This is a genomic window from Endozoicomonas sp. G2_1 (assembly GCF_017744155.1).
In the GTDB taxonomy this organism is placed as follows: Bacteria; Pseudomonadota; Gammaproteobacteria; order Enterobacterales; family Alteromonadaceae; genus JAGHQT01.
In genome coordinates this window covers 60,328-76,589 of sequence record NZ_JAGHQT010000010.1, presented here as the reverse complement: position 1 = coordinate 76,589, position 16,262 = coordinate 60,328, and the positions used below count along the sequence as shown (strand labels likewise).

12 protein-coding genes are annotated in these 16,262 nt (G+C 44.0%); 6 read left to right on the top strand and 6 right to left on the bottom strand.

The annotated features are described in order from the left end of the window. Nucleotides 1–77: 77 nt before the first annotated feature. Complete coding sequence (gene pepB, locus J7384_RS12580) at nt 78–1,367, top strand: aminopeptidase PepB (protein WP_209114555.1); 1,290 nt, start codon at nt 78–80, stop codon at nt 1,365–1,367. Nucleotides 1,368–1,470: 103 nt separating this feature from the next. On the opposite strand, the gene J7384_RS12575 is transcribed toward pepB, so the two are convergent. Together J7384_RS12575 and thpR are read right to left on the bottom strand one after the other, a co-directional pair. Then, nucleotides 1,471–1,887, bottom strand: coding sequence for a hypothetical protein (locus J7384_RS12575; RefSeq protein WP_209114552.1), 417 nt, complete (start codon nt 1,885–1,887; stop codon nt 1,471–1,473). A 170-nt stretch (nt 1,888–2,057) separates the two neighbouring features. Further along, a complete protein-coding gene (gene thpR / locus J7384_RS12570) occupies nt 2,058–2,600 on the bottom strand; it encodes an RNA 2',3'-cyclic phosphodiesterase (protein WP_209114550.1) in 543 nt (180 codons plus the stop codon). Between the two features lie 105 nt (nt 2,601–2,705). Here thpR and J7384_RS12565 point away from each other — a divergent pair, with 105 nt between their 5' ends. Further along, nucleotides 2,706–3,752 carry an XdhC/CoxI family protein gene (locus tag J7384_RS12565; protein WP_209114548.1) on the top strand — a complete coding sequence of 349 codons (1,047 nt, stop codon included), beginning with the start codon at nt 2,706–2,708 and terminating at the stop codon, nt 3,750–3,752. A 127-nt stretch (nt 3,753–3,879) separates the two neighbouring features. Then, nucleotides 3,880–6,516 carry an ATP-dependent helicase HrpB gene (gene hrpB / locus J7384_RS12560; RefSeq protein ID WP_209114546.1) on the top strand — a complete coding sequence of 879 codons (2,637 nt, stop codon included), beginning with the start codon at nt 3,880–3,882 and terminating at the stop codon, nt 6,514–6,516. A gap of 4 nt (nt 6,517–6,520) precedes the next feature. Here the strand turns inward: hrpB and pnuC are convergent, their stop codons facing one another. Both pnuC and J7384_RS12550 read right to left on the bottom strand, forming a co-directional pair. Continuing rightward, the gene (pnuC, locus tag J7384_RS12555; protein WP_247741777.1) at nt 6,521–7,255 is read right to left on the bottom strand and encodes a nicotinamide riboside transporter PnuC; all 735 of its coding nucleotides are present in this window, start codon (nt 7,253–7,255) and stop codon (nt 6,521–6,523) included. Between the two features lie 112 nt (nt 7,256–7,367). After that, nucleotides 7,368–9,575 (bottom strand): TonB-dependent receptor, encoded by a 2,208-nt coding sequence (locus tag J7384_RS12550; protein WP_209114544.1) that lies wholly within the window; start codon nt 9,573–9,575, stop codon nt 7,368–7,370. 271 nt (nt 9,576–9,846) lie between these two features. Between J7384_RS12550 and J7384_RS12545 the strand changes: the two genes are divergently transcribed. Beyond that, the gene (locus J7384_RS12545; RefSeq protein ID WP_209114541.1) at nt 9,847–11,367 is read left to right on the top strand and encodes a PQQ-dependent sugar dehydrogenase; all 1,521 of its coding nucleotides are present in this window, start codon (nt 9,847–9,849) and stop codon (nt 11,365–11,367) included. A 26-nt stretch (nt 11,368–11,393) separates the two neighbouring features. Here J7384_RS12545 and J7384_RS12540 read toward each other — a convergent pair whose 3' ends face one another. Together J7384_RS12540 and J7384_RS12535 are read right to left on the bottom strand one after the other, a co-directional pair. After that, complete coding sequence (locus J7384_RS12540; RefSeq protein WP_209114539.1) at nt 11,394–12,212, bottom strand: hypothetical protein; 819 nt, start codon at nt 12,210–12,212, stop codon at nt 11,394–11,396. 87 nt (nt 12,213–12,299) lie between these two features. Further along, complete coding sequence (locus J7384_RS12535; RefSeq protein WP_209114537.1) at nt 12,300–13,073, bottom strand: transporter substrate-binding domain-containing protein; 774 nt, start codon at nt 13,071–13,073, stop codon at nt 12,300–12,302. A 227-nt stretch (nt 13,074–13,300) separates the two neighbouring features. On the opposite strand from J7384_RS12535, the gene J7384_RS12530 reads away from it, so the two are divergent. Together J7384_RS12530 and J7384_RS12525 are read left to right on the top strand one after the other, a co-directional pair. After that, complete coding sequence (locus J7384_RS12530) at nt 13,301–13,690, top strand: YacL family protein (RefSeq protein WP_209114535.1); 390 nt, start codon at nt 13,301–13,303, stop codon at nt 13,688–13,690. 212 nt (nt 13,691–13,902) lie between these two features. After that, entirely contained in the window at nt 13,903–16,251 is a 2,349-nt protein-coding gene (locus J7384_RS12525; protein ID WP_209114533.1) for a marine proteobacterial sortase target protein, read from the top strand. Nucleotides 16,252–16,262: the final 11 nt, after the last annotated feature.

The window sequence follows — 16,262 nt, the reverse complement described above, 5'->3', positions numbered from 1 at the left end:
CTAGCAATATTCCATAAGCACTGCTTTAGCGCGATGATTACTGTAAGCGTTAAAGCAGCAAAAATTTAGGACTTACCATGACAACAGCCGTTAATATTTTTCTTAAACAAGGCACAATCACTAGTAATTGGCAACAGCATAATACTGTTCAAATTGTTAATGACGACCTTCATATTTGCTTGAAAGAGGGCGATAAACTCCCGCTTAGAACTATTCAGAAAGCGGCGAGAAAAATTGAAAAAATGGGTGTCGCTCAAGCCCAGTTGACTGGCGATAACTGGGCTGAGAACGAGCAATGGGCGTTTGCCATGGGCTTTACGTGCGTAGGTAAGTTGACCAACGTTGGCTTTACCGGCGATAGCAATTTAGTTACCCGTTTAACTGATAAACTCGTTGTTTACGCTTGGAGCCGTGATTTAACTAACCAAACACCTGCAGAGCTTTATCCAACCCAGCTTGCGCAACTTGCTAAAGACTATATTGCTGCCTTGGCACCACAAGCCGTTACCAGTGAACTTATCAGTGGCGAAGATCTGGTAGAACAAGGCTGGATGGGAATCTATAACGTTGGTAAGGGCAGTGTTCATCCACCTTGTTTATTAGTGTTGGATTACAACCCCACCGGAGATAGTGACGCTGAGGTTGCCGCTTGCTTGGTGGGCAAAGGCATCACTTTTGACAGCGGAGGTTACAGTATTAAAACTAGTGCCGGCATGTTCGATATGAAGTGTGATATGGGCGGCGCTGCGGTTGTCTCAGGTGCTCTGGCGTTGGCAATTAAACAAGGCTTAAACAAGCGTGTTAAACTATTTTTGTGTTGCGCAGAAAATATGATTAGCAACAACGCCTATAAGTTAGGCGATGTGATTACCTATAAAAATGGCCTAACGGTTGAAGTTGCTAATACCGATGCAGAAGGGCGTTTAGTGCTTGCCGATGGCTTGATGGCGGCCAGTGAAACTGGCGCTACAACAATTATTGACGCTGCAACCTTAACAGGAGCCGCAGTGATGGCAACTGGTGGTGATTACACCGCTTTGTTTAGTCTAGAGCAAGAAATAGCCGAGCGCGCCAAAGTTGCCGCCAATATTGAGTGTGAGCCAGTGTGGCAATTACCGCTAGAAAGCTGGCATCAAGACAATTGTCCATCTAACTTTGCCGATACAGCAAACAGCCGAACTCTTAAAGGTGGTGGTGCCGGCGGAGCTAGCAATGCTGCCGGCTTTTTATCGCGCTTTGTTAGCCAACCCGAACATTGGCTTCACATGGATTTAGCATCAATATACAACGCGAGTGGCAATAGTTTATGGGCTGCTGGCGCAACCTGCCAAGGTGTTGCAACGATTGCGCGTATGATCAACGACTGATTGGCAATACCAATTTATGAAAGCAACAGGCGGCCCTTTGGCCGCCTGTTTAGTATCTATTACTGAGTTTGCTAGGTGCGTTAGAGGAGCAGAAGAAACACGCTTAGCCCGCTTTTTGATTTTTTGCGTCGAGAAAACTATTCAACCAGCGTTTTGCCATGTCGATACTACTAAACATATGAAAATTAACACGGCAGCTTTGATAAATTCGGGTCAGCTGCATTTGTTGAATATCGGCGTGCTTGTTATTGATAAATACCGTAGCGATTGCCACCATATTATTTTTGACGCGGTACTGGGTAAGTTCGGTAAGCTGTTGTTCACTTTCTGGAGATAAAATGTAGTCACCTTGAAAGACAATCAGCGATGCCCATGGATTGTCTTTGAGCTCTTCAACGTGTCCGTGCACAGCATGTTGATAATCATCGGCGACTTCACCGCTAAAAAATCCTGATAAATCAACTTCTAAGATATTGTTATCTCTTCGTATTCGATACTGTTTTTCCTCACTTGTAACCATGGCACAATCCTCATTTTATACTGTGTAAAAATCGGGAGCTTAGTAATAGCAAGCTTTATCCTGTTTGCAAAGTAAGCAGGTATAAAAAATAACACAAGTTTTTTAACGAGTTTTTTAGTACGTTTATCGCACTAAATTTTATCTTTTGTTCACTTAGCGGCTGTTGCCCGTTATTGCTGTTGTGCAAACAAAGGCCAAGTTTCAATCGGCTGATAGCAAACACCGTTTTCGGTGCTGTATGAGTGATACAAGCTAAAACTAGATACAGTAATGGCTATGTTTGCTTGAGCCTGCTGCGCTAAAGCTTTGCGATACAAACTCAAATGCGGAAGATAAGCTCGTTGCTCAAGCGCAATATCTAGATTATGTGCCATACCACGAATAGTCTCAACCATGTATGACAACCACTGTGGCGTCTCGGCCAAACTCAAGTAAAGTACTTTCGGCTTTTTAAAGTGACCGAGCTCGTTCAAAACTAGATTTTGCTTAGATAATAAAGAGTGACTTGCGACCAATTGCTGACAAGCTGAGATTAGACCTTGCTGACATTTGCTGTCGAGTCCGCCTAAAAATGCTAAAGTTATATGAAAGTTACTGGCAGTTATTGGCCGATAAGCAAAGTTTGCTGACTGTTTACGCCATGTTGCGATACGAGCCTTGTCTTGTTCGCTGATGTCTAAGGCAAGAAATAAACGTTTGCTTGTGTTAGTCATGGGGTTACTTGAATGAATTCGTTTAGTCGCTAATGTGTGCTAACTAAATGGTATCAGTCAACTATGTCTTCGCAACGAATTTTAACTAACGATTTTTAATTAACTATGTCGAACCAATTAAATGATTTGTTAAACGCCTGGTCTGTCGATCGCGATAAAACAGAATGGGTCTTAGGTACCGTATACAAAACCAAAGGCTCAAGTTATCGCAAAGCAGGCGCTATGATGTTGTTCGCCGGTGATGGCCGACAGTTTGGTTTGCTCAGTGGTGGTTGCTTAGAGTCAAATATTCAGCGTCATGCGCGCAAAGTGATGCAAACGGGTCAATCAACAATCTTGTGTTACGACGGAAACGATGAAGACGATATTTCTTTCCAATTGGGTATCGGCTGTGGTGGTGTCGTTGATATTGTCTTGCAACCAATCACAGCAGAAAATCACTACCTTGAACTCGACCTTATGCTGAACGCACTAAGTGCTCACCAGGCTGGCTATTACCGAACCGATTTAAGTTTGTCGGATAACCCGAACAATGCTTTTATTAGCGCTGCACAGGCAACTAGTGAGCAGAAAAAATTAACGAAAAGTCAGCTATTTCAAAGCAGTAGCGAGCTGTTCTTATGTACTCCGGTGCAAGCCCCACCGCACTTTTTGATTTGTGGTGGTGGTATTGATGCCAGACCACTGGCAAATATAGCGAAGCAACTGGGCTGGCAAGTCAGTGTTTGGGATCCTAGACCCGCTAATGCCAGAGTAGAGTTTTTCGCTAATGTTGATCACTTATTACGCATGCCTGCCGAACAGCTTGTGGCGTATATTACCCAACGACAAGTGAACGCGGCAATGGTCATGAGTCATAGTGTTTCCCTTGACGTTGAGGTGATGTCAGCATTGTCGAAAAGCCAACATTTGGCTTATGTCGGCTTGTTGGGCCCCATGCATCGCAGAGTTGAAGTATTAACCAAAGCGAATTTGGCTCAAAGCCGCCTTGCCAAACAATTGTCAGGCCCCGTCGGCTTAGATCTCGGTGGCAGTTTACCGGAAAGCATTGCCTTATCTATTTTAGCTGAGTGTCACGCGTGCTTACACCAAGTCAGTGGTCAGCCACTGACTAGTTCTGCCTTAGCGTTTAGCGAACAAGTATCGCTTTAGTGCAACAGCCCTGAGCGATAGAAAGCCTTGGGCGCTAGAAAGTCTCAAGCAAGAAAGCCCCTTAAGCTGAGAACTGGTGATAGTTTTGTTACACTAGCGCAATTATCACGTAAACGCGTAATCCTAAATGTCGACACCTTTGCCGATAGAAGCCATTAAAGCTGATTTACTCAACTCACTGACAGCCACTAGTCAACACAATACAATAATTTTATCTGCACCGCCGGGCGCCGGTAAATCAACCCGTTTACCTCTGTGGCTGGTCGATCTACCTCAGTATCAAGAGCAAAAGATTTACTTGTTACAGCCAAGGCGGCTGGCGGCAAAAAATATTGCCATTTACCTCGCTAGCCAACTTGGTGAACAAGTAGGAGAAACCGTTGGTTACCGGCTTAGACAGGAACATAAAGTCAGTAGAAAAACGCGATTAGAAGTTATCACCGAAGGGATTTTGGTGCAATTGATGCAACAAGACCCTGAACTTTCAGCCTGTAGTTTGGTGATTTTCGATGAATTTCACGAACGTTCAGTACACGCAGATCTCGCTTTTGCTATTGCTCGTGATATTCAACAAGGTCTGCGCGATGATTTAACCATACTCTTGATGTCGGCAACGCTAGACAATCAAACACTCGCTGAACAATTGCCAGAAGCTAAAATACTTCAATCTGAAGGTCGCAGTTTTCCAGTTGAGTTGAGTTATTTGCCTCCGCCCTCAAGCCTTGATTGGCGTCAACACGCGTTAAACGTGATTAAAAATCAACTAGCTGAGCACACCGGCTCGATTCTCGTATTTTTACCCGGCAGTTATGATATTCAGTGGCTAGCCAATCAACTTGAAGACCAGCTACCTGCCCATTGGTTGTTGTGTCCTTTGTATGGTGAGTTAGCGTTAGCGGCGCAACAAGCGGCAATTGCGCCCGCCGAACGGGGGGGACAAAAGTTAGTATTGGCAACTAATATTGCCGAAACCAGCTTAACCATTGAAGGTATTGATCTAGTTATTGATGCCGGTCTTGAAAAAGTCGCGATTTTTGAACCCGCAACCTTAACCAATCGATTGAGCCAACAAGCGATAGCAAAGGCGTCAGCAATTCAACGTGCCGGACGAGCGGGGCGATTAGCGCCGGGGCGTTGTCTTCGGTTATACAGTAGTGAAGATTTTGAGCGCCGGCAACAACAAAGCGAGATTGATATCAAACGCACTGACTTATTGCCCGTGTTGATTGAAGCAGCGCGCTGGGGCGTTAATCAATTAAAAGATTTACCACTACTGGCACTGCCAGCCGTGAAAGATGAGCAGCAAGCTTGGCGAGCACTAGCAACACTTGGCATTACTGAACAGCGCGGAAAACTGACTGAACTTGGTCAATTGAGTGCGAATTTATCATGTCATCCTCGCTTTGCCTTGATGATCCATCGCAGTAAAGTTGTGGCTGAGCGAGAGAATGCAGGAGATCATGCAGGAGTTAATGGCAAAGACCTGCAAAATACTAAGTTGCCTTTGCTCGCTTGTTTAGTCGCCGCTTTGTTGGAAGAGCGAGATATTTATCGCCAGCAGCAAGCGCGCAGTGATTGTAATATAGAGCATCGCTTACACGATTTAATCCATCGTAAAAATACCTTTGGCCATCTCGCTGAGCGTATTTTGCGCCAAGCACAGCAACTGGCGAGTCAAGCAGGGCTTGGTGCCAATGTTCGCTTTAACCGCGAGCTAGACTTACCGTTTGAGCTGACAGGTTGTTTGTTGGTACTCGCTTACCCAGAGAGACTTTCAAAAAATAGACGTACAGAGCGTTTAGGTGATAGCCACTTTTTATCAACGCAAGGTAAAGGCTTAGCGTTAAACACTGATGATGTACTTGCCAGTGAGCCGTGGTTGGCGGTTGCACAAATCTATTACCAACAAAACCAGCACCGACAAAGCCAACAACAAAATAAGTTAACCATAGCCTTAGCTGCCAAAGTAGATATTAACCTACTAAGCCAATGGCAAGTGATTGAACCTGAACTTGTTGATTGTGTTGCTTATCAAGCACAACAGCAAAAAATCGTTGCTGTTGTGCAAGATCGTTTGGGCAGTATTGTGCTTAGCGAGCAAAATGCGCAGCATCAACTCGACAGCGAATTAGTGAGTCAGCTCTGGTGTCAGCAAGTTAGAGCAAACGGCATCAGCTGGCTAGGCTTTAACGAGTCAACAATGGCGCTACTAGCGCGCTGGCGCTGGCTTAATTCACATCAGTCATCGGTTGACTTTCCAAGTGTGACTGAGCAAGATTTATTGGCTGAACTCGAACAATGGCTCAGCCCTTTTGTCGGTAATATTGTTAAAAAAGCTGAGTTGTTACAGTTGAATTTTGCCGAGTTATTGTTGACCTTGTTAAGCTATCAACAACAGCAACAACTTGCGCAATTGGCACCCGAGTTTTATCTCAGTCCTACCGGACGAAAGCACAAGATTCAATACAGCGAGGAGCTGTCGCCCACTATTGCATTGCCCATGCAAGAGCTCTACGGCGAACAACAGCATCCATCGATAGGTGGCAATTACGGTAGTGGGTCGACGATACCGTTAACTTTGCACTTATTGTCACCGGCAAAGCGACCCATTCAAGTAACACAAGATTTACTGAGCTTTTGGCAGGGCAGTTATAAAGAGGTGCAAAAGGACATGAAGGGCAGATATCCAAAGCACTTTTGGCCTGATGATCCCGCCAATGCACCGGCAACCAATAAAACCAAGCGTCACCTAAGTGCCACTTGACCGGCTATTTACTGGTTGGAGCTTGAATACTCTTCGCTTGTCGCTGCCAATGCCTAAAACCGTTGGCAGCGATAAAAAATACTAAGGTGTATTCGAGTGCTAACACATACACCCCTTGTGCGATATAAACACCAACACTGATAACATTGACGACCATCCATAGTAGCCAGTTTTCGACGTATTTTCGCGTCATCAGAATTTGTGCCACGACCGACATTATTGTTATTGATGCATCCCAAAACGGGTAAACGTCGGGCTCAACAGTGACAGCTGCTTGCTCAATACCAAGGCCGTTGAGTAAGCTGATAACAGCATTGGTCAGTGCTTGAAAAACAGGATCTATTGCGTAGGTTAAGGCCGCGACAGCGAGTGCGGTAAACGCGATAGCAATAAAGCACTTTTCCCTAGTCAGCCAACGTATTTCAAGGGTTTCATCACAATCGTTTTTGGCCTGCCAGGCATACCAGCCATAGATATTAGCCAATAAAAAAAACACCTGTAGCATCAGTAAGCCGTAAAGTTGGATTTGGTAAAAAATCACCGCGAACAGACTAACGTTAACAATGCCAAAGAAAAAGTTAATCAGCTTGGCTTGACTGGCATACCAAATACACAGTAAACCAAACATTGTCGCTACCGCTTCAATCCATGACAGCTGATAGCCACTGCCGAGGGGAATGGTGATTAAGGTATTCTGGATGGATAAGAAGTCTACAGCAATGCTAAAAATAGTGGTCAAAATAGTGCTCGAAAATACGTTAAGAATGAGTAAAATTAAAAACACTCAGGTGAAAAATCCACCTGAGTGTCGAAGTTAATGTTACCGAATTAATCGTTATAATCAACGACGACTAAAATTGGTAACTAGCCTCTATATAGCTATTGCGCGGTAAACCGACAAAGTATCTGTGGTTGCCAAAAGCAAAGTCAGCGCGCTCAGCATAGCGTTGGTCAAATAAGTTGTTAACTCTTAAACTGAGTTTCCATTGCTTACTTATTTTATAATGCAAGCGCAGGTGGGTGAGATCGTGACCTGAATAGCGCTCGGTATTTTGCGGATTGAGGAAGTAATCGTCTAAATACTGCCACTGAATATTGACGCTTAATTGTTCATTCGGTTGCCAGTTAAGGCTGGTTGAGGCGATTAATTTTGGTGCTGTGTCGACGAAGTTCCCTTCGAGTAAAGTCACATTATCACCGCCGGTGCTTGTATTGCCGTTAACGGGGTTGTTATCGTATTTGTGTTCGGTCCAGCTGGCGTTTGTCAGCCACTGCCATTGGTCATTGAACTGCCAATTTGCACTGAGTTCAACGCCTTTGTGAGTCGTATCTAAACCATTGATATATTCGCGATCGCTGGTTTGTAAAATACCGTCTGTTTTTATCAGGTAAAAAGTGTTGGCTTCAATAAATATATTGTGCTGAGTTAAACGGTAACCGAGCTCAGCTTGTTTTGCGTTTACACCGTCAATATCAGCAATTTGCTGACCGTTTTGCAGACGATATAACTCTGAAGTATGAGGTGCCCGAAAGCCCTTGTCTAAACTCAAGTACAATAAGCTCGACGATGCCACTTGATAACTCACACCTAGGCTATACGACCAATCGTTGAAGTTGTCTTGGCGATCGGCAGGTCGGGTGTAGCGGCAGCCGCCAAAGCCACACTCAGTGCCGTCGTCGCGGGTATTACCGTCGAGTAAATGATTATCGTAATCGTAGGAAATGGTATCAAACCTCAACGCAATATTGGTTCGCCATTTATCATTTGGTTGCCAGTCTACGCTGCTGTAAAACGCCGCATTTTCACTTTGAATATCGTAGTCGTATTGTTGACCTTGCGGCAATACTGCATTGAGAAATGCAGAACCAGTTTGGGTTGGCTCGGCCTGAAACTGTCGCAAATAGCCGTCTGTCGCTTCTAGGTCGACGCCGCTGCGCCAGGTCAGCTGCTCATTCAGGTCTCGTTGGTACTGAACTTGAAGGCCGATGCTGTCGTGACCATTTTCTTCAACTGGCGTACCCGGTAAAAAGTGCAATAAAAAGTCCATGTGATTGCTGCGCAAATAAGGCGTTATTTGCCACTGACTGTTTTCTGTTTGTAAACTGATTCTACTCAGGTAGCGAGCTGAAAAGGCATTTCGGTACGCGTCTGGAAACTCGTTGATTCGTAGTAACTGACGATTTCGATAGCTGTTTTCGCCTTGTTGAAGAAAACCTGCGGTCTGCTGGTTTAGATGGCTCAGGGTAAATTTGTGATCGATTTGCCAGTCGTTAATGTGATGCAGATAGTTGGCAGATAGCTTTTGCTGTTCATATCCTGAGGAATCTTGAAAACCGCCACTTTTACTGGCGGTGAGTGCGAGATTAAAGGCATCGTCTTGATTTTCTCCGTTGTTGTCACTTGAAAAAAGCGCTTTCACTCTGCGGTAATCGTTGGCGCCGTATTCTAATGCGACCCGTTTTCCGGCTTGATAAGTCGGGCTATTGATGCTGATTACGCCGTGAATCGCATTGCTACCGTAGTGGGCACTATTAACCCCTTTGACAACTTCGACACTACTTGCCTGTTCAAAGTGGCTGTCGAATAGTTGATTGACGTTGCAAAAACCACTGGCGCGCAGGGCAATGCCATCTTGCAACGTTAAAAACTCTGCACATGACCCGGGGCCCGTGAGTACGGGTGAACGAATTGACAATAATGATTCCTGACCATTACCACGACTGAGCCAAGTGCCTGCGCTTGAGGCCAAGAGCTGATTTAAGTGTTCGGCATTGGTTGTTTCAATGACGGCTTCATTGAGGTAGTCGGTATTACCAATTAATTGGCTGTGAAGGACTTGCGCGCGGTTGGCGGTAGTGACAATAATTTCGGTTAAGCCTTCATTGGTAGTATTGTTGGCTTGCTTGTTCGCTGAGATAGTTGCTTGATTAGCTACAGCAAGCGTTTGCTCTTGCGCTAACGCTTGCTCTTGTGCCATTAATGGCAAGCTTGCTACGGCGATTGTCGGTAATAGTGTCAGGTAATGAAAACGCCCATTTGCTCTTCTTGGTTTTGTCATTTTATTGTTATTCGCTGTTTGCTGTTTGCTTGATTTTGTACTCGCCAATTTACTTGGTTAAAGAGACAGAGTTTGAATAGTTATTTTTGTTGTTATTGTATACGCTTCAATTTTATAAATGTTTGGCTTTGGCCTAAGCTTTTTTACCATTCATCGATATTTTTACCCGAGAGCTCGACTGAGTACGTATACTAAAGTGACGTGACTATCATCAGATAATAATAATGAATCGCGGCCAATGTAAACGCGATAGTTTGGGGAGAATAAATCAATGACTATTTGCCACCAAAATAGTGTCAATAAAGGCATCAAGACTAAACCTAGAAATGGATATTATGCCAGTGTTGTCGGTCGCGCGGCCGTACTGACGTTTGCTGTAGCAACGCTTTCAATGACTAGCTTGTTTATGTCTAGTGAAGCGAGCGCTAATCGACTGCTGGGCAAAGGTGATGTTAAGTCTCTTTTTCAAGAAAATTGTGCATCGTGTCATGGTGATAAATTGCAAGGAGGCATGGCGGGCTCTTTACTCGATGATGAATGGGTAACGGACGGCACTGACAAAGCCCTTGCCAATGCCATTAAACACGGTTTAGCTAATACCGCGATGCCGGCCATGGGTGGTAAGTTATCCGATCAAGAAATTCGCACTTTGGTGGTATTAATTCGAGAATCTCGTTATCTCAAACAACAGGCCGCGACCAAGAGCAATAAGAGCAAAAGTAATAAGGGCAATGACAGGTTTAGCAGCAAGCATCACGATTTTTCAATGCAAACGGTTGCCAATTCGCAACAAATTATCTGGGCGTTTGATTTCTTGCCCAGCGGCGATTTACTGTTTACCGAGCGTTCAGGTAATTTAGTGCTAGTGCAGGGGGATAAGCAAACGGTTATTGCCAATACGCCTAAGGTTTGGCAACAGGGGCAAGGTGGTATGCTTGACGTTGCCGTAGATCCCGATTATGACAAAAACGGTTGGATTTACTTGTCGTATTCATACAGTGAAAACGGCACTGCTGGCGCATTAGCTGTTGCCCGAGGTAAAATTAAAAACGGTCAATGGCAGCAACATCAAGTGCTGTATCAACCACCTCAAGACAAGCACATTAATCGCGGTCGACACTTTGGCTCTCGCTTTGCCTTTGCTGGTGATTATTTGTATTTTTCATACGGCGATGAAGCTCATCGCGAACGAGCCCAGTCACTTGAGTGGCAAGGCGGCAAAATTCATCGAATTCACAAAAATGGTCAAGTGCCTAAAGACAATCCGTTTGTCAAACAAGCTGACGCTGTTGAAACCATTTGGACTTATGGCAACCGAAACCCACAAGGCATGGCAATAAACCCTGTCACCAAAGAACTCTGGTCGAGTGAACACGGGCCTAGAGGTGGCGATGAAATAAATGTTATCAGCAAAGGCTTGAATTACGGCTGGCCGAAAGTTAGTTATGGTATGAACTACGATGGTTCACCTTTGACCATGCATACAGAAATGGCAGGGATGGAGTCACCTAAGCACTATTGGACACCTTCTATTGCTGTTGCCGGTATTAACTTTTATCAGGGAGACAAATTTCCCGCGTGGAATAATCAGTTATTTGCCGCGAGTTTGGGGATGCAAGAACTGCACAGGTTAAAAACCTCAGGTTCAGAAGTGGTTGAAGACGAAATTATCTTAAAAGGCGAAGGGCGTATTCGCGATGTTGCTAGCGGGCCTGATGGTTATTTGTATATTGCGCTAAATGACAAAGGCCAAAAATCACATCGCATCGTTAAGCTGGTGCCGGTAAAGTAGTTTAGCATTATCACTGTGGCTGGGTACTACTGAGCATTCTTTGTAGAATGCTTTTTGGGAAGGTACCTAGCCATGTGCTTGGCCATATGTTCGTGAAAGTACTTTTCATCTTTACTCTCACCGCACTTAAAGTGCTGCACAGTCGTAATACTTTGTGAACCACCAATATCGAGCTTTTGTTCTTTGCTACAAAAGCCATTATCACCTTTAATTATTTTAATATCACTGCCGTAATCTGTGGTGTTAGCCTGTCGTTTTTGCTCCCTTGATTGAACAATATTAGATTTAGGCACGGGCGCCAGTGGTAGATGCATCATCGAATGAGATCTGGTGGCGAAGCGTTGTTCGAGATCTTTATTTATATTCGCGGCATCAATAGATTTTCTTAATTGTTCTAACTGCTGTAGTGAGCTGGTCGGCGATTGTTTGGGCTTGGCAACATTATTTTTGTAGCTTTGTGTGCTAGGTACGACACTGCGTGTTACAGCGGGTATTTTATCAACTTTACTTGGTTCAGCCGCAGCTTCTTGGCTTTTGGGGCTTTCTTTCGTTGTCGCCTGTTCAGGCGCTTTTAACGCTTTAGCCGCTTTTGTTACAACTTCTTTGGCTCTTGATTTGGAGGAGGTATTTTGGGTTGGCGTTATTACAACCTTAGGTTTAGCCGACTTAATAGGCTTGCGGTATAGGTAGCTTTTTATTTCTGCTTTTTGCTGTAGCTGCTTGGAATCAGTACTGATTTTATTGGTCTTTGGGGACGATGGTGATAACTCAGTTAATGAGCCAAAAATGAGCAAGTGAACAATAACCGATAGAACAATCGCTATGGATAAGTCTTTGTTTTTCAAGCAGCGGTCCTTGTTATTATCGGTATAATAAAGACCGCTGATAGACTTTTTAGTTCAATGTGTTCTGGGGCAATTAAGTTGCCAAAATTAGCGAGCCAAAATTGTCGCGTTATGGTTACCGGCTACGTGGTGTGAAATGATCTTTTCAATATCGCCATTTGCTAGGTAATTATTGAGATTACTTGAGAGCAAATCTTTGTATTGGTAGATAAAGCTGCGCTTTGATAAAGCGACATGAACTTCTACTAATTGATCATAGTTATATTTAGCAGGGGTAATATTGGCCTGTTGATCTAAATCGCTGATCAGTGGAATCACAGACTCTTCACGCTCAAGAAATGTGTCAATACGGCCTTTGAGCAACATATCAATCAGCTGAGTTCGAGAGGTTACCGCGATTTTATTGAGACTTTTGTCCTGATCAAATTGATCGTAGTACAAGCCACCGCGCAGTACGCCTATGGTTAAGTCTTGCAAATCTCGATAGTTGTTAATATCGAGTTGGCGTGACTTTAAGGTATAAAAATGCAGTGGATAGTGCTGAATACGATAGGCTTGGCTCAAAAACGCATAGTCTTTTTCACGCGCGGCAGTGCGCTTAATACCAAAGATCATATCGGCTTGACCTGATTTTACCATCGACATACAGCGGGCAAATGGACACTGTAAAAAGCGAACATCGGCACCTATGCCGTCGGCAAATAGTTTTGCCAGTTCAACATTGTCGCCGACAAAGGTGTCACCTTTTATTTCGGCAAATGGAGGTTCAAGATATACCGCGACCTTAACGGTTTCGGCTTTAACAGGTAAAGCCAGTGCACATACTAAGCACAATAACAAAAATAGGTGATTCGATAACATTAGCAACCGTCTTATTTCTACAAGGGTGATGACTTGGTAGTGATGCCAATTGAATGTTGTTGTTATTTTTTTGCTACACTAAACAGTATCAAATAAATTATTTTGATCTTATCTCTGACATTAACGTCATTATACAGCAATACTGGTAATTAGGTTAGCCTAGTATGAATAGTAAGCAGTTATATGCTATAGCCAATTACCCACCTAAACAGATAACTAGGGTTTAAATGGAATACGAATATATTTACGATGCCACCACCGGCGCTGTGCGGGCAAAGTTTTCTTTAGAGCACCAAGTGATTGGCGCTTGGCTAGAGGTGGAGTTAGCTAATGACCAAGCTAAGCTCACTCGAGTGTTAAATGCCATTGAGCAAGCGGACAAATCCGGTCAAGAGCAAACCATTGCTGGTCAAGAATACGCGATAACGGTTTATCGCGATGAAGTGGTTATTCAAACCAATGCCAGTGTCGAAGACGGTCAATCAACCCTCAATGGTATGATGCCAGAGCATTTAGCCGCCGACGGCTTTGATTATGACAATACTGAGCAAGCGAGCTGTGGCCTAGAAGATTTTCGCGAGTGTTTATTAACCTGGTCGCGATTTCACAATCATTAATATTCACCTCTCTCCTTTGTAAAATTAAATCACCTTTAAGATTGTGTTTGGTTCGTGAAAGCTAATATGAACAAACTAATGTGAGCAAGTGAATATGAGCGATTGGGCTGCTATTTTTTCGCCATAATTGCTCATTGCTTTGCCTTTTTAGCGCCGTTAGTTGTCTTTATTACTCAACGATAATTGTCGTGACTTAGCACGGAGCCATGACAATGAACAAACCTTACTTGAATTTTATTTACCTAACACTGGCGGGTATTGCCTTGGTACTAAGTGCCAATACAAAAGCCAGCCAGCAGCACCTGACCGAAATCCCGTATCAAGACATCACCAGTGGTACTTTATTTATCAAACACTCAGATGGATATCAGGTATCTCTAGCCCAGAACAGTGACTATAACGTTGAAATTAAGGGCATGTTGGCAAGAACAACCTTAACGCAAACATTTCACAACCAAAGTGACGACTGGGTTGAAGCTGTTTACATTTATCCTTTAGCTAATGGCGCCGCAGTTGACAGCATGTTGATGAAAATTGGCGATCGGGTCGTGGTTGGTAAAATAGAGGAAAAACAAAAAGCCAAAAAAGTTTACCAACAAGCTAAGCGACAGGGAAAAAAAGCGAGTTTAGTTAGTCAACAACGGCCCAATTTGTTTACCACCAAAGTTGCTAATATCGGCCCTAAGCAGAGTATCAGTGTTGAGATTAGCTTTCAGCAATTGGTTCACTATCAGCAAGGCGAGTTTTCGCTGCGTATACCTTTGACAATAACGCCAAGGTTTATTCCCAGAACTGACCTTGCCCAAAAGCTTGGTAGGGAATTATTGTTTGTTCAGTCGGGCCTAGAAATTGACGATTTTCAACAAACACTAACTGAGCGTCAGCATGGCCGATCAACTGACATTCAACTCAGCCAAGCTCGTCATCGTTATCGCCAGTCGGTTACCGACAACGAGCACTTAACCCCTGTACAAGCCGATTCTGCGCCGTGGCAACAAGCAAACATTAATGTTGTGTTACATCATCAAACACCTCTAGCGATGGTTGCTAGTCGCTATCACAAAATAGAGAAAAATTATGGTCAAACACGCAGTGACATTCGACTGTCTGAACGCAATATTGCGATGGACCGTGATTTTGAGCTGAACTGGCGTTTACCTGTTAGCGAGCAGCCGCAAATGCTTTGGTTTACTGAGGAAGATAAAAACTATCAATACGGCTTGCTAATGCTAGTACCACCGAGCCAACAACCAAAAACTAATATCGCACAGGAGATGATTTACATTATTGATGTTTCTGGATCGATGGGTGGCAGCTCAATTAAACAGGCGAAAAAGGCACTGAGTTACGCCATTAACCAGCTCAATCACAACGATAAATTCAATGTTATTGCCTTTAGTTCAGATACCCACGCGATGTCGGAATATTCTCTTGATGCCACTAATCACAATAAAGCCTATGCTTTAGACTGGGTTAATGCCCTTAACGCCGGTGGTGGCACCAACATGAGACCACCACTAGAAAAAGCACTGGGTATTGAAAGCCAAAAACCTTGGCTAAGACAAGTGGTGTTTATTACCGATGGTGCCGTCAGTAATGAAGCGGAATTAATGAATTACATCGAGCAGCAGCTGCTTGATAGTCGGCTTCATACCATAGGCATAGGTTCAGCGCCTAACAGTTATTTTATGGAAGGTGCAGCGCAAGCGGGTCGTGGCAGCTATCGCAATATCAGTACGCTCAATGAAGTTGCCGAGCAAATGTCGAATTTCTTCAGACAAATCAATCGTCCGGTTTTTGTCAATCTGGCAGCCGATTGGCCGATTGAACACGTTGAGATGTATCCAAAAAAATTACCTGATCTGTATCACACTCAGCCTTTGATGATCAGCGCCCGTTGGCCGAGGCAGCTAGGCGCAGAAAAAACCACTGAACAAGGCTTTCAACAAAACTTTCAACAAGGCTCTCAACAAAACATGGTAAAAGAACTCGCACAGCAACAATCATTGATCGTGCACGGTGACATAGCTGATAGAAAATGGCAGCAGAAAGTGGTTTTACCCAATGCGATCCGTGAACCAGAATCAGCCGATAACTCGGTAAGCCCTGATAAACGGTCAATTTCGACCTGGTGGGCAAAACAACAACTCAATGAGTTACTGATGCAAAAACGCCGACAAAGTCGAGATAGCAATATTGAGCAAGAGCAGCAAGACTCACTTAGCAGCCAGATTTTATCGTTGGCACTCGAATATCAATTACTCTCGCCTGTGACCAGCTTTGTCGCTGTAGAACAAAAAGTCAGTCGCAAACCAGAAAGAGATGATCGATTGCACAGTAAAAAATTAGTGACAGCTAAACCTAAAGGATCTTTGTCGGCCAAACAGCAAGCTCAGCGCGTCAATATTCAAGCTCAACAATTGGCGTTAAATTCAGTGCCAGCAACTGCGACGCTGGCACCTTACTATCAATTTCAAGCACTGATTTGGGCAATAGTCGGCGCAATCGGTTGGCTATTTTATTGGCTAAGGAGAAAGCAACTAATCCGTATTAACTCTTAATAAAACTGGAT

Bases quoted from the DNA above. Each gene is read 5' to 3' on its own strand.
- J7384_RS12550 (WP_209114544.1), bottom strand. From the start codon at position 9,575: ATGACAAAACCAAGAAGAGCAAATGGGCGTTTTCATTACCTGACACTA.
- J7384_RS12535 (WP_209114537.1), bottom strand. From the start codon at position 13,073: ATGTTATCGAATCACCTATTTTTGTTATTGTGCTTAGTATGTGCACTG.
- hrpB (WP_209114546.1), top strand. From the start codon at position 3,880: ATGTCGACACCTTTGCCGATAGAAGCCATTAAAGCTGATTTACTCAAC.
- J7384_RS12575 (WP_209114552.1), bottom strand. From the start codon at position 1,887: ATGGTTACAAGTGAGGAAAAACAGTATCGAATACGAAGAGATAACAAT.
- J7384_RS12530 (WP_209114535.1), top strand. From the start codon at position 13,301: ATGGAATACGAATATATTTACGATGCCACCACCGGCGCTGTGCGGGCA.
- J7384_RS12545 (WP_209114541.1), top strand. From the start codon at position 9,847: ATGACTATTTGCCACCAAAATAGTGTCAATAAAGGCATCAAGACTAAA.
- pepB (WP_209114555.1), top strand. From the start codon at position 78: ATGACAACAGCCGTTAATATTTTTCTTAAACAAGGCACAATCACTAGT.
- J7384_RS12525 (WP_209114533.1), top strand. From the start codon at position 13,903: ATGAACAAACCTTACTTGAATTTTATTTACCTAACACTGGCGGGTATT.
- thpR (WP_209114550.1), bottom strand. From the start codon at position 2,600: ATGACTAACACAAGCAAACGTTTATTTCTTGCCTTAGACATCAGCGAA.
- J7384_RS12565 (WP_209114548.1), top strand. From the start codon at position 2,706: ATGTCGAACCAATTAAATGATTTGTTAAACGCCTGGTCTGTCGATCGC.